This window comes from Spirillospora sp. NPDC052269, from assembly GCF_040679435.1.
Lineage (GTDB): Bacteria > Actinomycetota > Actinomycetes > Streptosporangiales > Streptosporangiaceae > Spirillospora.
The window spans coordinates 91,284-106,155 of sequence record NZ_JBFAUU010000002.1; the positions used below are offsets into that span (position 1 = coordinate 91,284).

Genomic DNA, 14,872 nt, shown 5'->3' on the forward strand with positions numbered 1-14,872 from the left:
CATGGCGGGCGCAGCATCGTCCGGCACCAGAGAACACAGAAGCGCCCCGGCTCCGGCAGGAGCGGGGGCGCGTTCTGTCTGGTCAGAGGCCTACTTGAGGAGCTGGCGGGCCATGACCATGCGCTGGATCTGGTTGGTGCCCTCGTAGATCTGCGTGATCTTGGCGTCGCGCATCATGCGCTCGGCCGGGAACTCGCGGGTGTAGCCGTAGCCGCCGAGGAGCTGGACGGCGTCGACGGTGATGTCCATCGCGACGTCCGAGGCGAGGCACTTGCACGCGGACGAGACGAAGGTCAGGTCCGGGATCTTCTCGCCGTGCATGGCGCGCTCGGACTTGATCGCCGCGTGGTAGGTGAGCTGGCGGGCGCCCTCGAGGCGCATCGCCATGTCGGCCAGCATGAACTGGACGCCCTGGAAGTCACCGATCGGCTTGCCGAACTGCTTGCGCTCCTTGACGTAGCCGACGGCGTAGTCGAGCGCGCCCTGGGCGATGCCGAGGGCCTGGGCCGCGATGGTGATGCGGGTGTGGTCCAGGGTGGCCAGGGCGGTCTTGAAGCCGGTGCCCTCGGCGCCGATCATGCGGTCCGCCGGGATCCGGACGTCCTCCAGGATGACCTGGCGGGTCGGGGAGCCCTTGATGCCGAGCTTCTTCTCCTTCGGCCCGAAGGAGACGCCCTCGTCCGACTTCTCCACGACGAACGCCGAGATGCCCTTGGCGCCCTTCCCGGGGTCGGTCACGGCCATGACCGTGTAGTACTCCGACACCCCGGCGTTGGTGATCCACATCTTGGCGCCGTTGAGGACGTAGTGGTCGCCGTCACGCACCGCGCGGGTCTTCATGCCCGCCGCGTCCGAGCCCGCGTCCGCCTCCGACAGGGCGTAGGAGAACATGGCCTCGCCCTTGGCCACCGGAGTCAGATACTTTTTCTTCAGCTCTTCGGAGCCGGACAGCAGCACCGGAACCGTGCCGAGCTTGTTCACCGCCGGGATCAGCGAGGAAGAGGCACACGCGCGTGCGACCTCCTCGATGACGATCACGGTGGCCAGGGCGTCGGCCCCGGCGCCCCCGTAGTTCTCCGGGACGTGCACGGCGTGCAGATCGTTCTGCACCAGTGCGTCCAGGGCCTCCTGGGGGAAGCGGGACTCCTCGTCGACCGCCGCGGCGAACGGGGCGATCTTGGCATCGGCGAGTTCGCGGACCGTCTGCCGGAGCATGTCATGCTCCTCCGACGGCGCGTACGCGGGAAAGTCGGCACTCATAGCGCGAATGCTACCCGCCGGTACACTGCCCGTCCGGTGGCGGGACCCCGGGCGTGGGAGGGTCCCGCAGGGAGGCGGCAAGACCTCCGGGGGATGGACTAGACAGGAGGAAGGGCTTTGACGCACCGCCTGACCGTGATCGGGACGGGCTACCTGGGCGCGACGCACGCGGCCTGTATGGCCGACCTCGGATTCGAGGTGCTCGGGCTGGACGTGGACCGGGAGAAGATCGCCCGGCTCGCCGCCGGGGACCTGCCCTTCTACGAACCGGGGCTGGAGCCCGTCCTGCGGCGCAACCTGGAATCCGGACGGCTGCGCTTCACGACGTCGTTCGAGGAGGCGGCCGAGTTCGGGGACGTCCACTTCATCTGCGTCGGCACCCCGCAGAAGCAGGGTGAGTACGCGGCCGACCTGGCCTATGTGGACGCCGCCATCGACGCGCTCGCGCCACACCTCGATCGTCCATGCCTGGTAGTAGGCAAATCGACCGTCCCGGTGGGGACGGCCGCGCGACTCGCCCGGCGGCTGGCGGGCACCGCGCCCGTCGGCCGGGACGCCTCGCTCGCCTGGAACCCCGAGTTCCTGCGCGAGGGCTTCGCCGTCAAGGACACCCTGCACCCGGACCGGATCGTGGTCGGGCTGCCGTCCGACGCCGAGGCCGCGACGCTGGCGGAGAAGACGCTGCGCGAGGTCTACGCCTCGATGATCTCCGAGGGCACCCCGTTCATCGTCGCCGACTACCCGACGTCCGAGCTGGTCAAGGTCGCCGCGAACGCGTTCCTCGCGACCAAGATCTCGTTCATCAACGCGATGGCCGAGGTCTGCGAGGCGTCCCACGCCGACGTGACCAAACTCTCCGAGGCGCTGTCCCACGACGACCGCATCGGCGGCAAGTTCCTCGGCCCGGGCCTCGGCTTCGGCGGCGGCTGCCTGCCCAAGGACATCCGCGCCTTCATGGCCCGCGCCGGCGAGCTGGGCGCCGACCAGGCGCTCACGTTCCTGCGCGAGGTCGACGAGATCAACATCCGCCGCCGGATCCGCATGGTGGACCTGGCCCGCGAGCTGCTCGGCGGCTCCTTCATCGGCCGGACGGTCGGCGTCCTCGGCGCGGCGTTCAAGCCGAACTCCGACGACGTCCGCGACTCCCCCGCCCTGGACGTCGCCGCGTCCATCCGCGGTCAAGGCGCGCGCGTCACCGTCTACGATCCGCAGGCCATGCCGAACGCCCGCCGCGCCCAGCCCACGCTGGACTTCGGCCCGTCCGCGCTGGACGCCGCCCGCGGCGCCCACGTCGTCCTGCTGCTCACCGAGTGGGCGGAGTTCCGCGAGATGGACCCGCACGCCCTGGGCGAGGTCGTCGCCGAGAAGAACATCGTCGACGGCCGCAACGCCCTCGACCCCGACCACTGGCGCGCCGCCGGCTGGAACTACCGGGCCCTCGGCCGCCCCTGACGAGGGGATCGCCACTAGCGATGAGCTAGTGGCGATTTGGCGGAGCGCTGCCCTCATCCGACTTCCCAGCATGGGAGGCTGTGCATATGCACCGGTGGTGAGGTGCAGCCGCTCCGCCCAGCGGGTCAGGCGAAAGGGACCTTCATGAGCGCCGCGCATGATTACGGTTACGACCGTGGACCGAACACCATCGCTGACCTGGACAGACTGCCCGATGAGGGCAAAGGGTACGAACTCATCCACGGCTGGCTGATCCCCTTGAGCCCCAGCGTCGTTCACGACGAGGCCGTGGAGGATCTCCGGGCGATCCTCGCGCCCGTGGTGCCGGACGGATTCGTCCTGCGCAGCCCCTATGACGTCCAGATGCCGGACGGGTCGATCTACAAGCCCGACCTCGCGGTCGTCGACGTCGAGGCGGTGAAGGAGGCCCGACAGGAGGACCGCAGGGCGATCATCGGTCTGGACGTCCTGCTGGCGATCGAGGTTCAGCACCCCGAGAGCGGTAGCCGCAACACCGTCCACTTCACCAAGGTGCGCGACTATGCGTTGGCCGGCGTCGAGCATTACTGGATCATCAACCTGAAGGACGTCCCGGCGCTGACCGCCTACCGGCTCGCGGGCCGTGAGTACAAGCAGGTACTGCACATCAAGGGCGACGAGATCGCCAAGCTGGACGAGCCGATGAGCGTCTCCTTCTCACCTGCCCGGGTCGCCGGCTGACAGTGATGATGTAGATGAGCACCTCCCGCCCGGGGTCTGACCCATCGGCTGACTGACTTTGGGTCTTCAATGGGATCTGTCGGCCCTGGTCGGGAGGTGCTCGTGTGCACGTCACCGGACGTGGCGGGGTGACCTTATAGGAGCCTGGCCAGAGGCCCCATCACTGTCTTGTCCGTCCGCTCGGCTGGTGCGTGCCGCCCTGCCCCTCGGTCAAGGACGACAGGACGACGATGCCCTCCATTACACCTGAGAACACCGCGATCAGCGAGGTCGCTGGTGGTGTCGACACTCATCGAGACACCCACACCGCCGCGGTGGTCGACCAGGTGGGGCGGGTGCTGGGCACCGAGCAGTTCCCCGCCGACCCGGCCGGATACGCCGCTTTGCTGGCCTGGATGCGGGCGTTCGGGCGGCTGGGGCAGGTCGGGGTCGAGGGCACCGGCGCCTACGGCGCGGGACTGGCCCGCCTCCTGCGCGACGAAGGCGTCCACGTCGTGGAGGTCGACCGCCCCGACCGCAAGACCCGCCGGTTCCAGGGCAAGTCCGACCCGATCGACGCCGTCCAGGCCGCCAGGACCGCGCTGGCCGGAGCCCGGACCGGCGTCCCCAAACGACGCGACGGCCACATCGAAGCGCTCCGCAATCTGCGGACGGCACGTCGTTCCGCGGTCGATCAGCGCGCCGACACCCAACGCCAGATCAAGGCACTGATCATCACCGCACCCGACGACCTGCGTGAACACCTGCGCGGGCTGGCCACCAAGAAACTGATCGCCCGCTGCGCGAGCCTGCGGCCCGACCGGACCGACGCCGCGTCACCGACCACCGCCACCAAGATCGCCCTGCGTTCACTGGCCCGCCGCCACCAGCGGCTCAGCGAAGAGATCACCGACCTGGACCAGCTCCTGAAGCCCTTGGTCGCGGCGATCAACCCCCGCCTGGTCGCCGCCAACGGAGTCGGCACCGACGTCGCCGGCCAGCTGCTGGTCACCGCCGGCCAAAACCACGACCGGCTGCGGTCGGAGTCCGCGTTCGCCATGCTCTGCGGCGCTGCCCCGATCCCCGCATCATCCGGCAAGACCAACCGGCACCGCCTCAATCGCGGCGGCGACCGGCAAGCCAACGCAGCCCTCTACCGCGTCGTCCTCTGCCGCCTGCGCTGGGACCCACGCACCCGCGCCTACGCCGAACGACGCACCAAAGACGGCCTCTCCAAGAAAGAGATCATCCGCTGCCTCAAACGCTACATCGCCCGCGAGCTCTACCAACTCATCACAACATCAAACGACCTTGAACTCGCCGCTTGACATCCATAGGAGCATCCTCGCTGCTCAGCGTCCGGACAGCGGGGCGTTGACGTGGGCGGTCGCGGTGCGGACCTCGAGGAGTGCCTGCTCGAAAGTCCGTAGCGCGACGATCAGGACGATCAGCATGAGCGCCCCGGCGGACGGCGCGGGCGCGATGACCAGGAGCGTCAGCACGGGCACGGCCAGCGTCCCCACCAGCGTGACGCGCGAGCTGAGGTAGGCGAAGAACTCCTGGGTCGGACGGCCCGGACGAATGCCCGGCACGAACGTCCTCGCGCGGGCCAACTCTGTGGCCGTCCGCTCGGGGCTGAAGCCCGTCGGCGCGGCCAGGACGGCGAACACGAGCGCGACGCCGAACACCACCGCGAGGTACCAGGGCGCACTGAGGCCCGTCCACGCACGCAGGCCCAGCAGAGCGACCCCGGCGGCGAGCATCGGGACGAACGTGGACGGCACGACTCTGACCGGCACGTACGTGTGTTTCGTTTTCAGGACGCCACGCTGCCTGGCGTGCTGGACGGGCACCATCCGCGCCGTCCGGCGAAGCGGGACCAGGACGGCGAGCGCGACCAGAGCGCACACCACCGCGGTCACCGCGTGCGTCCAGCCCAGGTGGTGAAGCTGCCGGGGCAGATCCGCGGACACCTGAGTGAGCAGCAGAACCGTGAAACCGTCGCCCAGCCCGCGCTCGGTGATCCACTCCATGAGCAGCAGGGTCAGCGCCGCGCCCGCCGTCAGGCAGCAGGCCAGCGCGACCAGGGTCAGCCCGCTCCGGTCGCGCAGATGCCCGGCCTTGGCCGCGACGAAGCACGAGGCGGCGAACGCCAGGACGAGTCCCAGAACGACCGCATGGCGCGCCAGCCTCTCGCGCCCGGGTCGTCCGGCCCGCCGAAGCTCGGCGAGCCGCGGGACGAGCGCCGACAGCAGCGAGATCCCCAGGAATCCGGCGGCCACCGGCCACACGCCGAGACCCAGGACCGTGAGCCGCAGCAGCGCTCCCCCGGAGAGCAGATCGACCAGCCGATGCAGATCGCCATGCCGCGCCCAAGCGTCCGCGGCCATCCGGGCCTCCCGCGCCCGGACACCCGGCAACGGCACGTTCTGCCCCACCCTGAACGCCAGCACCGCCACAACGGTGACCAGGAGTCTGCGATACATCGCACGCCTTCCCCGAGAGGTCCCCTCTCCCGCGACCGTACACCTGAAAGACGCTGGTGTTTGTTTATAAATGGGGCGCCGCCAAAGGCCATATCCGGCGGAATCGGTGGGGCCGTGCGGGAAGTGCGGAGGGCCGGGCGGGGTTGTGGGTGGCATGAGTGCGGAGTTCGCTGACCAGCAGGTGATCAAGAGGCTGTTGCACGACTCGCGGACGTGGGTGTTCGTGGGACTCGGGGACAACCCGGAGCGGGACGCGTACAGCCAGGCCCGGTTGCTGCAGGGGCGCGGCAAGCGGATCGTGCCGGTGCATCCGGCGGCCGAGGAGGTGCTCGGGGAGCCCGGGTACGCGTCGCTCGCCGAGGTGCCGGGTGAGATCGACGTGGTCGGGATCTACCGGCGCGCCGAGCAGGCCGGGGCGGTCGTGGACGAGGCGATCGCTGCCGGCGCGAAGGCGGTGTGGATGCCGCTGGACGTGGTCGACGAGGACGCCGCGCGCCGGGCCAAGGAGGCCGGGCTCGACGTGGTCATGAACCGTTGCCCCGGCGTCGAGTGGGCGCTGCGCCGCTGACCCTCGCGGACGGCCCCGTCCCGTCGGGAGAAACCCGAGTGATCAGCCAGATAATGGGCGCATACTGATCACCGGTGGAGGCGACGGAAGGCGGGGCCGGGATGGCGGAGGACGGGCTGCGCGGCAGGCTCTACGGGCTTCTGCTCCCGGCCGAGGAGCTGTACGACCCGCCCGAGAGCGTCCCCGAGGTGCTGCCAGGCCTGCACATGGTCATCGCGGTGGACGGTGACGAGGGGCTGGACGAGGCGTCCCTGAACGCTCTCGGCGGGCCCGAGGAGCAGCTCGAACTCGCGTTCCGCAACCTGAGGGCGATGCCGGTCGGCAAGCACGAGGTCGTCCACGCCGACAAGGGCGGCACGTATCACGTCCTGACCGGGCCCAACGCGTTCACCGCGAGCCGCGTCCTGGTGCTGGACGACGTGGCGCGGCAGCTGACCGGCCAGCCGATCCCGGACGACGGCGCGCTGTTCAGCATTCCGGACAAGTTCCACATCCTGCTGCACCCGATCAGCGGCGGGACGGTCCTGACCGCGCTCGCCGCGATGGCCGAGGACACCGCCGCGCTGTTCGGCGCGTCCGAGACGCGGCTCAGCCCGCACGTCTACTGGTGGCACGGCGGCGAGACCGCGCAGCTCACCGAGATCAACGGACGGTCGCTGACCTTCGACTTCCCGGACGGGTTCCGCGCGATGCTCGGCGACATCCCCGAGCCCGTGGACGATCCGGTCGGCTACCGCAGGCATCACTACCACTTCGTCCACACGGTGCTGCGGCAGGTGTCGGAGGAGTACGGACCGACGCTCATCGACACCACCCCGGCCGGGGACGTCACCGACATGCTGGCGAAGACCTGGCGGGACGTCGGCGAGGACCTGCCCGCCGGCGAGCGCCTGCCATCCGACGGCCTGCGCGGAAACCTGATCGAGTTGAACGGCGACCGGCTGATGCTGGTCACGCTGCCCGAGCCGGTCGCGGCGGCCGAGGCGTACTTCGCGGCGATGGTCCGGCCGTCCGGCTCGGCGTCCACGCGCTTCTTCACCCTCGAGTACGCGGTCGACCCGATCACGCACGAGCCCGGCGCGATCCTCGGCGAGTGGACGTCCGAGGGCCATCACCTGCACCTGACGGACATGTCCACCGATCCGGGCGACTTCCTGCGGGCGACCGCCGCCCTCGTGCTGGCGGGCGGCGAGGCCAAGCCCTCGACCAACAAGCGGCGCGGCCTCTTCCGCCGCCGCTAACCTCCGCTAACCGCCGGCTCCGGCCGCCGGCCGAGGACGTGCTCGCTCCCCCAGTCGCCCAAGGGGGCCAGGGCCGCGTTGAGGGCGGCGCCGCGCGGGGTCAGGGAGTACTCGACGCGCGGCGGCACCTCGTCCAGGACCTCGCGGTGCACGATGCCGTCCTCGACGAGTTCGCGCAGCTGCGCGGCCAGCACCTTCTCGGTCACGCCCGGCAGCGCGCGGCGCAGCTCGCCGAAGCGGTGCACGCGCTCGCCCAGCGCCCACAGGATGGACACCTTCCACTTGCCGCCGACGACGTCCATCGCCGCGTCCACCCCGCAGTGAAAGGCCCCCGGCCGCCGCAGTACCCGCATCCCGCCACCCCCCTATCTGGTCACTAACGCCAGGGTAACCACGCACCTTGAAGTGCGTACTGTTCGCACCACGAACCAACGGCCACGCTGGACGGCATGAGCAACGACACCAAGAAGATCACTCTGCTGGGCCTCGGCGCGATGGGGACGGCCATCGCCCGCGCGTGGCTCGCCGCCGGACACGAGCTCACCGTCTGGAACCGCACCGCGAGCCGCACCGAGCCGCTCGCCGCCGAGGGCGCGAAGGTCGCGGCGTCCGCCGCCGAGGCCGTCGCCGCGAGCCCGCTCGTCGTCGCCTGCCTGCTGGACGACGCGTCCGTCGAGGAGGCCCTCGCGGACGCCGACCTCAAGGGAAGGGACCTGGTCAACATCACCACCGGCACCCCCGAGCAGGCCCGGGGACGCGCCACGTGGGCCATCGGGCGGGGCGCCCGCTACCTGGACGGCGGGATCATGGCCGTCCCGCCGATGATCGGCGTCCCGGAGTCCGGCGCGTACGTGTTCTACAGCGGCTCCGGCGCGCTGTTCGAGGAGCACGCCGAGGCGCTGGCCGTCCCGGCGGGGACGCGGTACGTGGGCGAGGACCCCGGCTCGGCCTCCCTGCACGACGTGGCGCTGCTGAGCGCGATGACCGGAATGTTCGCCGGTGTCTCGCACGCGTTCGCCCTCATGCGCGACACCGGCGTCCCTCCGACGGAGTTCGCACCGCTGCTGGTCGAGTTCCTGACCGGCATGACCGGGTACGCGCACGGCGTCGCCGCGCACCTCGAGAGCGGCGACTACACGCTCGGCGTGACGTCCAACCTGGCGATGATGGTGCAGGCCAACGAGACGCTGCTGCGGACGGCCGAGGACCAGGGCGTCAGCGCCGAGCTCATCGCCCCGTTCATGACGCTGATGGAACGCCGCCTCGCGGACGGCCACCCCGACGAGGGCACCACCGGCGTGATCGACCTCCTGAAGCGCTGATCGGCGGCCGGCGCCCGCGGAGTCCGCAGGCGCCGGTGGCTTGGCGTCAGAGGGATTCGCGGAGGCGGGCGCCCTTGGCCTGCGCCTGAGCCTTGAGCTCCTGCTGGAACGACTCCATCCTCGCCCGCAGGCCCTCGTCGTTCGCGGCGAGGATGCGGGCGGCCAGGAGCCCCGCGTTGCGGGCCGCGCCGACGGCGACGGTCGCCACCGGGACGCCCGCGGGCATCTGGACGATCGACAGCAGCGAGTCCATGCCGTCCAGGTACTTCAGCGGCACCGGGACGCCGATCACCGGCAGCGGCGTGACCGACGCCAGCATGCCGGGCAGGTGGGCCGCGCCGCCCGCCCCGGCGATGATCACCTTCAGGCCGCGGGACGCCGCGTCCGCGCCGTAGGCGATCATCTCGTGCGGCATCCGGTGCGCGGACACCACGTCCGCCTCGAACGGGATGCCGAACTCGTCCAGTGCCTCGGCGGCGAGCCTCATGACGGGCCAGTCGGAGTCGCTGCCCATCACGACGCCGACGACGGGGTTGCTCATTCGGCGATCTCCTCAGCGGTCGTCGTCGCGGGGCCCATGGCGGGCCCCCAGCGTAGGAAGTCGGCGGCGTGACGGGCGCGTTCCCGCAGGTCGGCCAGGTCGTCACCGAGGACGGTCACATGCCCGATCTTGCGTCCCGGCCGGACGTGCTTGCCGTAGAAGTGGACCTTGACGCCCGGGTCGTGCGCCATCACGTGGAAGTAGCGGGAGTACAGGTCCGGGTCGTCGCCGCCGAGGACGTTCGCCATGACCGTCCAGCGGGCGTTGGGCTCGGTGGCACCGAGCGGCAGGTCCAGGACGGCGCGCAGGTGCTGCTCGAACTGGGAGGTGCGGGCTCCGTCGATCGTCCAGTGGCCGGAGTTGTGCGGACGCATCGCCAGCTCGTTGACCAGCAGGCCGTCCTCGGTCTCGAACAGCTCGACCGCGAGCAGCCCGGTCACGCCCAGCTTCTCGGCGATGTCCAGCGCGAGGCGCTGCGCCTCCTCGGCGCGGTCGGCGGACAGGCCGGGCGCGGGCGCGATCACCTCGACGCAGATCCCGTCCTCCTGGACGGTCTCGACCACCGGGTACGCGGCGCCCTGCCCGTAGGGCGAACGCGCGACCAGCGCGGCGATCTCGCGCCGGAAGGAGACCATCTCCTCGGCCATCAGCGGGACGTCCTGCCCCAGCAGCTCGGCGACCGCGGGGTCGTCCAGGTCCTTGATCACCCAGACGCCCTTGCCGTCGTAGCCGCCGCGGGTCGCCTTCAGGACGAGCGGCAGGCCGTGGTCGCCCGCGAACCGCTTGAGGGCCGCCTCGCCGGTGATCGCGGCGAACGCCGGGCAGGGCGCGCCGAGATCGCTCAGCCGCTCCCGCATGACCAGCTTGTCCTGCGCGTGCCGGAGGGCGTCCGCGCCCGGACGGCACGGCACCCCGGACGCCTCGACGGCCGCGATGTGCGGGCCGGGGACGTGCTCGTGGTCGAAGGTGAGGACGTCGCAGCCCGCGGCGAAGTCCAGCAGGTCGGCCTCGGACCGGTCGTCCCCGACGGCCGTTCCGGGCGTCACCCGGGCCGCCGAGTCGTCCGCCGAACCGGCCAGGACCCGCAACGACACGCCGAGCGCGATCGCGGCCTGCTGGGTCATCCGGGCGAGCTGCCCGCCTCCGGCCATGCCGACCACGGGGGTGCGGCCCGCGGCACCGCTCTGAGCTGCGTCTCTCACGCAGAGAAGGGTATAGGGCGCGGCCACCGCGAGCACTCGGACCGGGACCGGAATCGACATATGCGAACTCTTTGGGCAATCCGTACGTCCAACCCGGTGGAACCCGGCAAGCACGGGGCATACATGTGGATTGGACGGGTACGTTGAAACGTTCATGTTCTGACGCCTCAGACGCCGCTTGCGTCTATCCTCGATATGCCTCGACGGTTCGCGCACCGGCCGGAGTCATGGAGCCAGCGCCCAGTCGCCGCCGACCGCACCGCCTGTAGCCGAGGTCCGGAAGGACGGGTCCACTACGTGAGCTTTGTCGCCAGTCTCTACCGACGGTTCGCGCACATCGTGCACGAGCTCGCGAAGTTCGGCAGCATCGGCGCCCTCGCGTTCGTGATCACCACGGGCGTCGGCAACGTGCTCCACGTCGGCCTGGGCGTGGGCGAGCTGACCTCCACGGGCGTCGGCACGGTGATCGCCGCGACCTTCTCCTACATCGCCAACCGCTACTGGACGTTCCGGCACCGCGAGCAGAGCGGCATGGGACGCGAGTACGTCACCTTCTTCGTCCTCAACGGCGTCGGCCTGCTGATCACCTGGCTCATCCAGGGGTTCACCAAGTTCGCCCTCGACCAGCGCGGCTGGATCGCCTACAACGCGTCCCTGGTCATCGGCACCGCGGTGGCGACCCTGTTCCGCTTCTGGGCCTACAAGAAGTGGGTCTTCCTGCCGGAGGACGCCCCGCCGGTCACCCCGACCACGGGCCTCCCGGACCCGTCCGCCGCCCACGCCCAGGGCACCGCCGACCACACGCCGCCGCTCGAGCAGTCCCGCGCGCAGCCGGAGGGCCTGGCGGAGTTCACCCGCCACTGAGTCCCACCACCCGCCGAGTCCCGCACTCAGCCGATCAGCGAGCCCCGCACCGCTCAGGTCCCGAACCACTGAGCCGCACGCTGAGTGCGCCGCGCACTCGGCCGATCGGTGAGCCACGCCATCAGCAGGTCCCGCGCCCCGTGAGGTCCCGCGCTCCGTGAGGTCCCGCACTCCGTGAGCCGCGCACTTGGCCGATCAGCGGCCCCGCGCCCGCTGAGGTCTCGCACGACGCGGGGCCCGGGGCCCGGGGCCCGTCGGGCCCGCTTTCCGGGCGCCCGGTCCGGGGTCAGACGGGGCCGATGACCACGCGTTCCTCGGCCAGGCGCGCCTCGGACGCCTGGCGCAGGAAGATGCCGAAGGTGGCCGGACGGGGCTGGATCAGCTCGAGCCGCCCGCCGTCCACCGCCGCCAGGGAACGGGCCAGGTAGAGGCCGAGGCCGGTGCCGTGGCCGCCACTGACGCTCCGCTCGAAGATGCGGGGCTCCAGGTCCGCCGGGATGCCCGCGCCCTGGTCGCCGATCTCGACGACGACCGAGGCGGCGCCCTGCTTGGTGTTGATCGTGACGACGCCGTCGCCGTGCACCAGGGAGTTGTCCAGCAGGGTCGCGACGATCTGGGAGAGTCCCTCGGGCGTGGTCATGCCGACCAGGCCCTGCTCGCCGACGATCCGGATGTCCCGGCCGTCCCGGCGGAAGATCGGCCGCCACTCCTCGACCTGCTGCTCGATGATCTGGTCGATCGGCGCGGCGACCGCCCCGCCCGTCCGGTCGTGCCGGGCGCGGGCGAGCAGCTGCTCGACCACCGCGACCAGGCGCTCGGCCTGCGCGATGGCCGCCGCGCCCTCCTCCCGGACGACGTCGGGGTACTCCGCGGCCTCGATCATCTCCTCCAGCCGCATGGTCAGCGCGGTCAGCGGAGTGCGCAGCTGGTGGCTGGCGTCCGAGGCGAACTCGCGGCTGGCGGCCAGCAGGTCGGCGATCCGGACGGCGCTGTTGTCGAGCACCTCGGCGACCCGGTCCACCTCGGGGATCCCGTACCGGCGGCGGCGCGGACGGGCGTTCCCGGTGCCGAGCCGGTCGGCGGTCTCGGCGAGGTCGACCAGGGGAAGGGTGAGCTTGCGGGCCTGGAACATCGCCAGGCCGACGGTCACCGCGACGCCGAGCGCGGCCAGGCTGCCGATCAGCAGCATCTGCCGGAGGGCCTCGTCCCGGACCTGCTGGGCGGGCTGGGACACCTGGACGTGCACGCCGGACACGGTCGCGGTCGCGGTGAGCTGGCCGGCCGGGTGACGCGGCGGCGTGCCCGCGGCGATGGTCCGGTTGTCCGGCAGGGTGATCACGATGTACCGGCCGGGGTACTCCTGAGCGATCTTGTCACGGGTGATGGGCTGGCGGGACTCCAGGCTGAAGCCGACGCCGCCGACGATGGACGACGCCTCGCGTTCGAGCGACTGCCGGGCCTCCTCGTAGATCAGCTTGTTCGTGGCGTAGGCGAGGGGTATGCCGAGAAGCAGAATCGCGACGATCGCCACGGCGAGCGTCGACAGGAGCAGTCGGCGCCTCATCGGGCCTCCTCGGGGAGAGGCGGTGCGCCGGAACCGCTCGGGACGGCCCGGCCCCCGGTCGGGTTGGACGAGATCCACGTCACCGGAGGGGACGACCCCCGTTCCCCCGGGCGATGCGGACGGTGGTGCGCGAACGGCGTCCGCACACCACACGGACGGAGCCCGCACGCCCCTGAAGGCGGCGTGTCGGGCACGCGTGAGCGGGTCGCGCGGGCGGCGAGCGGACACGCGTGCCGGTCTGGCGTGACGGGCCGGCGTGACATGGAAACCCCGTGCGCCCCAGGGGACACACGAGGACGGCGGATGCGCCCCGCGCTCTTCACGCAGCGTATGCGCTCCACCCAAATCACCTGGCTCGCACCCGCGCGGCCGGTGCGGTGGCTCACACCGCGCGCGCGGGTCGCTCAGCGGGCTTGTTCTGTCTCTGGACGTTGTTCGTGTGGAAATGAGACCGCCGACGCGCCCCCTGGACGTAGCCGCCGGGTGCGCCCCCTGGACACGTCCGCTGGCTGCGCCCCTAGGAGTGACCGCTGAACGTGGCCGCTGGCTGTGACCCCTAGGCGTGGCCGCCGGACGTGGCTCTTGGACGTGGCCGCTGGGTGCGGCCTGTAGACGTGGCCGCCGGACGTGGCCGCTGGGTGCGGCCCCTAGAGGTGGCTGCTGAAAGTGGCCGCCGGGTGCGGCCGCTGGGTGTGGTCGCGGGCTGTGGGTGCTGGGCGTGGCCGGTGACCGGGGCCATTGGAGGTGGCGCGGTCGGAGGCGGCCGGTTCGCCGGATTCTGATCAGTGGGTGGACGCGGGCTCCGTCCGGCGTGCGGACGGCTGCCCGGCTCGCACGGAGTGCTCGGCGTCCGCGGACGCCGGGCGGCCGCCGATCGGCTCCGCTGGTGCGGGCGCCGATCGGCGGGCCGGTCAGTCGCCGCGTTCGAACCGGAAGCCGACGCCCCGCACGGTGGTGATGTAGCGGGGGCTGCCGGCGTCGTCGCCGAGCTTGCGGCGTAGCCAGGAGATGTGCATGTCGAGGGTCTTCGTGGAACCCCACCAGTTGGTGTCCCACACCTCGCGCATGATCTGTTCCCGGGTGACGACCTTCCCGGCGTCCCGCACGAGGACGCGCAGCAGGTCGAACTCCTTGGTGGTGAGCTGGAGCTCCTGGTCGCCCATCCAGGCGCGGCGGGACTCGGCGTCGATCCGGACGCCCTGGACGATGGGCGTCTCGGTGCTGCCGCGGCGCAGCAGCGCCCGGACTCGCGCGAGGAGTTCGGCGAGCCGGAAGGGCTTGGTCACGTAGTCGTCGGCCCCGGCGTCCAGACCGACGACGGTGTCCACCTCGTCGGCACGGGCGGTCAGGATCAGGATCGGCACACCGTGGCCCTCAGCGCGGACCCGGCGCGCGACCTCCAGGCCGTCCAGCTCGGGCAGGCCGAGGTCCAGCACGATCAGGTCGACGCCTCCGCCGAGGGCCCGCTCCAGGGCCTGCGGGCCGTCCGGGCTGACTTCGACGGTGTACCCCTCGCGCCGCAGCGCGCGGGCGAGAGGCTCGGAGATGGACGTGTCGTCCTCGGCGAGCAGTACTGAGGTCATGAACCGATCGTATGGCCATTCATGAACGTTTCCTGGCTACCGCCGCGCTCTTGACCTGCGGTTTGCCACTCGTAGTACATCCTCGAATGC

General features: G+C 71.2%; 14 protein-coding genes. 7 read left to right on the forward strand and 7 right to left on the reverse strand.

Annotated features, from left to right (window positions below; genetic code table 11):
* Nucleotides 1-90 precede the first annotated feature (90 nt).
* Nucleotides 91-1,260, reverse strand: a complete 1,170-nt coding sequence (locus tag AB0L06_RS03810; RefSeq protein WP_500229386.1) for an acyl-CoA dehydrogenase — start codon at nucleotides 1,258-1,260, stop codon at nucleotides 91-93.
* A gap of 177 nt (nucleotides 1,261-1,437) precedes the next feature.
* Between AB0L06_RS03810 and AB0L06_RS03815 the strand changes: the two genes are divergently transcribed.
* The 3 genes from AB0L06_RS03815 (at nucleotide 1,438) to AB0L06_RS03825 (ending at nucleotide 4,739) form a co-directional block, all read left to right on the forward strand.
* Nucleotides 1,438-2,712 carry a UDP-glucose dehydrogenase family protein gene (locus AB0L06_RS03815; RefSeq protein WP_500229863.1) on the forward strand — a complete coding sequence of 425 codons (1,275 nt, stop codon included), beginning with the start codon at nucleotides 1,438-1,440 and terminating at the stop codon, nucleotides 2,710-2,712.
* 144 nt (nucleotides 2,713-2,856) lie between these two features.
* Nucleotides 2,857-3,432, forward strand: a complete 576-nt coding sequence (locus AB0L06_RS03820; protein WP_500229387.1) for a Uma2 family endonuclease — start codon at nucleotides 2,857-2,859, stop codon at nucleotides 3,430-3,432.
* A 230-nt stretch (nucleotides 3,433-3,662) separates the two neighbouring features.
* Nucleotides 3,663-4,739 (forward strand): IS110 family RNA-guided transposase, encoded by a 1,077-nt coding sequence (locus tag AB0L06_RS03825; RefSeq protein ID WP_500229388.1) that lies wholly within the window; start codon nucleotides 3,663-3,665, stop codon nucleotides 4,737-4,739.
* Nucleotides 4,740-4,763: 24 nt separating this feature from the next.
* Here AB0L06_RS03825 and AB0L06_RS03830 read toward each other — a convergent pair whose 3' ends face one another.
* On the reverse strand, nucleotides 4,764-5,897 hold the full coding sequence (locus AB0L06_RS03830; RefSeq protein WP_500229389.1) for a hypothetical protein: 1,134 nt from the start codon (nucleotides 5,895-5,897) through the stop codon (nucleotides 4,764-4,766).
* A gap of 154 nt (nucleotides 5,898-6,051) precedes the next feature.
* Between AB0L06_RS03830 and AB0L06_RS03835 the strand changes: the two genes are divergently transcribed.
* Both AB0L06_RS03835 and AB0L06_RS03840 read left to right on the forward strand, forming a co-directional pair.
* On the forward strand, nucleotides 6,052-6,465 hold the full coding sequence (locus AB0L06_RS03835) for a CoA-binding protein (protein WP_500229390.1): 414 nt from the start codon (nucleotides 6,052-6,054) through the stop codon (nucleotides 6,463-6,465).
* Nucleotides 6,466-6,539: 74 nt separating this feature from the next.
* On the forward strand, nucleotides 6,540-7,706 hold the full coding sequence (locus tag AB0L06_RS03840; protein WP_500229391.1) for a DUF1444 domain-containing protein: 1,167 nt from the start codon (nucleotides 6,540-6,542) through the stop codon (nucleotides 7,704-7,706).
* On the opposite strand, the gene AB0L06_RS03845 is transcribed toward AB0L06_RS03840, so the two are convergent.
* Nucleotides 7,703-8,059, reverse strand: coding sequence for a winged helix-turn-helix transcriptional regulator (locus tag AB0L06_RS03845; RefSeq protein ID WP_500229392.1), 357 nt, complete (start codon nucleotides 8,057-8,059; stop codon nucleotides 7,703-7,705). The genes AB0L06_RS03840 and AB0L06_RS03845 overlap by 4 nt on opposite strands.
* Before the next feature lie 96 nt (nucleotides 8,060-8,155).
* On the opposite strand from AB0L06_RS03845, the gene AB0L06_RS03850 reads away from it, so the two are divergent.
* Complete coding sequence (locus tag AB0L06_RS03850; protein WP_500229393.1) at nucleotides 8,156-9,028, forward strand: NAD(P)-dependent oxidoreductase; 873 nt, start codon at nucleotides 8,156-8,158, stop codon at nucleotides 9,026-9,028.
* Between the two features lie 46 nt (nucleotides 9,029-9,074).
* Here the strand turns inward: AB0L06_RS03850 and purE are convergent, their stop codons facing one another.
* Together purE and AB0L06_RS03860 are read right to left on the reverse strand one after the other, a co-directional pair.
* Nucleotides 9,075-9,569 carry a 5-(carboxyamino)imidazole ribonucleotide mutase gene (purE, locus tag AB0L06_RS03855; protein WP_500229394.1) on the reverse strand — a complete coding sequence of 165 codons (495 nt, stop codon included), beginning with the start codon at nucleotides 9,567-9,569 and terminating at the stop codon, nucleotides 9,075-9,077.
* Nucleotides 9,566-10,771 (reverse strand): 5-(carboxyamino)imidazole ribonucleotide synthase, encoded by a 1,206-nt coding sequence (locus tag AB0L06_RS03860; protein ID WP_500229395.1) that lies wholly within the window; start codon nucleotides 10,769-10,771, stop codon nucleotides 9,566-9,568. Before AB0L06_RS03860 ends, purE begins: the two co-directional genes overlap by 4 nt.
* Before the next feature lie 297 nt (nucleotides 10,772-11,068).
* Here AB0L06_RS03860 and AB0L06_RS03865 point away from each other — a divergent pair, with 297 nt between their 5' ends.
* Nucleotides 11,069-11,635, forward strand: coding sequence for a GtrA family protein (locus AB0L06_RS03865; RefSeq protein WP_500229396.1), 567 nt, complete (start codon nucleotides 11,069-11,071; stop codon nucleotides 11,633-11,635).
* A gap of 286 nt (nucleotides 11,636-11,921) precedes the next feature.
* On the opposite strand, the gene AB0L06_RS03870 is transcribed toward AB0L06_RS03865, so the two are convergent.
* Nucleotides 11,922-13,199: a sensor histidine kinase gene (locus tag AB0L06_RS03870; RefSeq protein WP_500229397.1), complete on the reverse strand. Its 1,278-nt coding sequence runs from the start codon at nucleotides 13,197-13,199 to the stop codon at nucleotides 11,922-11,924.
* A gap of 911 nt (nucleotides 13,200-14,110) precedes the next feature.
* Complete coding sequence (locus tag AB0L06_RS03875) at nucleotides 14,111-14,782, reverse strand: response regulator transcription factor (RefSeq protein ID WP_019629095.1); 672 nt, start codon at nucleotides 14,780-14,782, stop codon at nucleotides 14,111-14,113.
* Nucleotides 14,783-14,872 lie beyond the last annotated feature (90 nt).

What these genes read in the sequence shown, in the direction of transcription:
- AB0L06_RS03810 (WP_500229386.1), bottom strand. Translation starts at nt 1,260, where the DNA reads ATGAGTGCCGACTTTCCCGCGTACGCGCCGTCGGAGGAGCATGACATG.
- AB0L06_RS03815 (WP_500229863.1), top strand. Translation starts at nt 1,438, where the DNA reads ATGGCCGACCTCGGATTCGAGGTGCTCGGGCTGGACGTGGACCGGGAG.
- AB0L06_RS03820 (WP_500229387.1), top strand. Translation starts at nt 2,857, where the DNA reads ATGAGCGCCGCGCATGATTACGGTTACGACCGTGGACCGAACACCATC.
- AB0L06_RS03825 (WP_500229388.1), top strand. Translation starts at nt 3,663, where the DNA reads ATGCCCTCCATTACACCTGAGAACACCGCGATCAGCGAGGTCGCTGGT.
- AB0L06_RS03830 (WP_500229389.1), bottom strand. Translation starts at nt 5,897, where the DNA reads ATGTATCGCAGACTCCTGGTCACCGTTGTGGCGGTGCTGGCGTTCAGG.
- AB0L06_RS03835 (WP_500229390.1), top strand. Translation starts at nt 6,052, where the DNA reads ATGAGTGCGGAGTTCGCTGACCAGCAGGTGATCAAGAGGCTGTTGCAC.
- AB0L06_RS03845 (WP_500229392.1), bottom strand. Translation starts at nt 8,059, where the DNA reads ATGCGGGTACTGCGGCGGCCGGGGGCCTTTCACTGCGGGGTGGACGCG.
- AB0L06_RS03850 (WP_500229393.1), top strand. Translation starts at nt 8,156, where the DNA reads ATGAGCAACGACACCAAGAAGATCACTCTGCTGGGCCTCGGCGCGATG.
- purE (WP_500229394.1), bottom strand. Translation starts at nt 9,569, where the DNA reads ATGAGCAACCCCGTCGTCGGCGTCGTGATGGGCAGCGACTCCGACTGG.
- AB0L06_RS03870 (WP_500229397.1), bottom strand. Translation starts at nt 13,199, where the DNA reads ATGAGGCGCCGACTGCTCCTGTCGACGCTCGCCGTGGCGATCGTCGCG.
- AB0L06_RS03875 (WP_019629095.1), bottom strand. Translation starts at nt 14,782, where the DNA reads ATGACCTCAGTACTGCTCGCCGAGGACGACACGTCCATCTCCGAGCCT.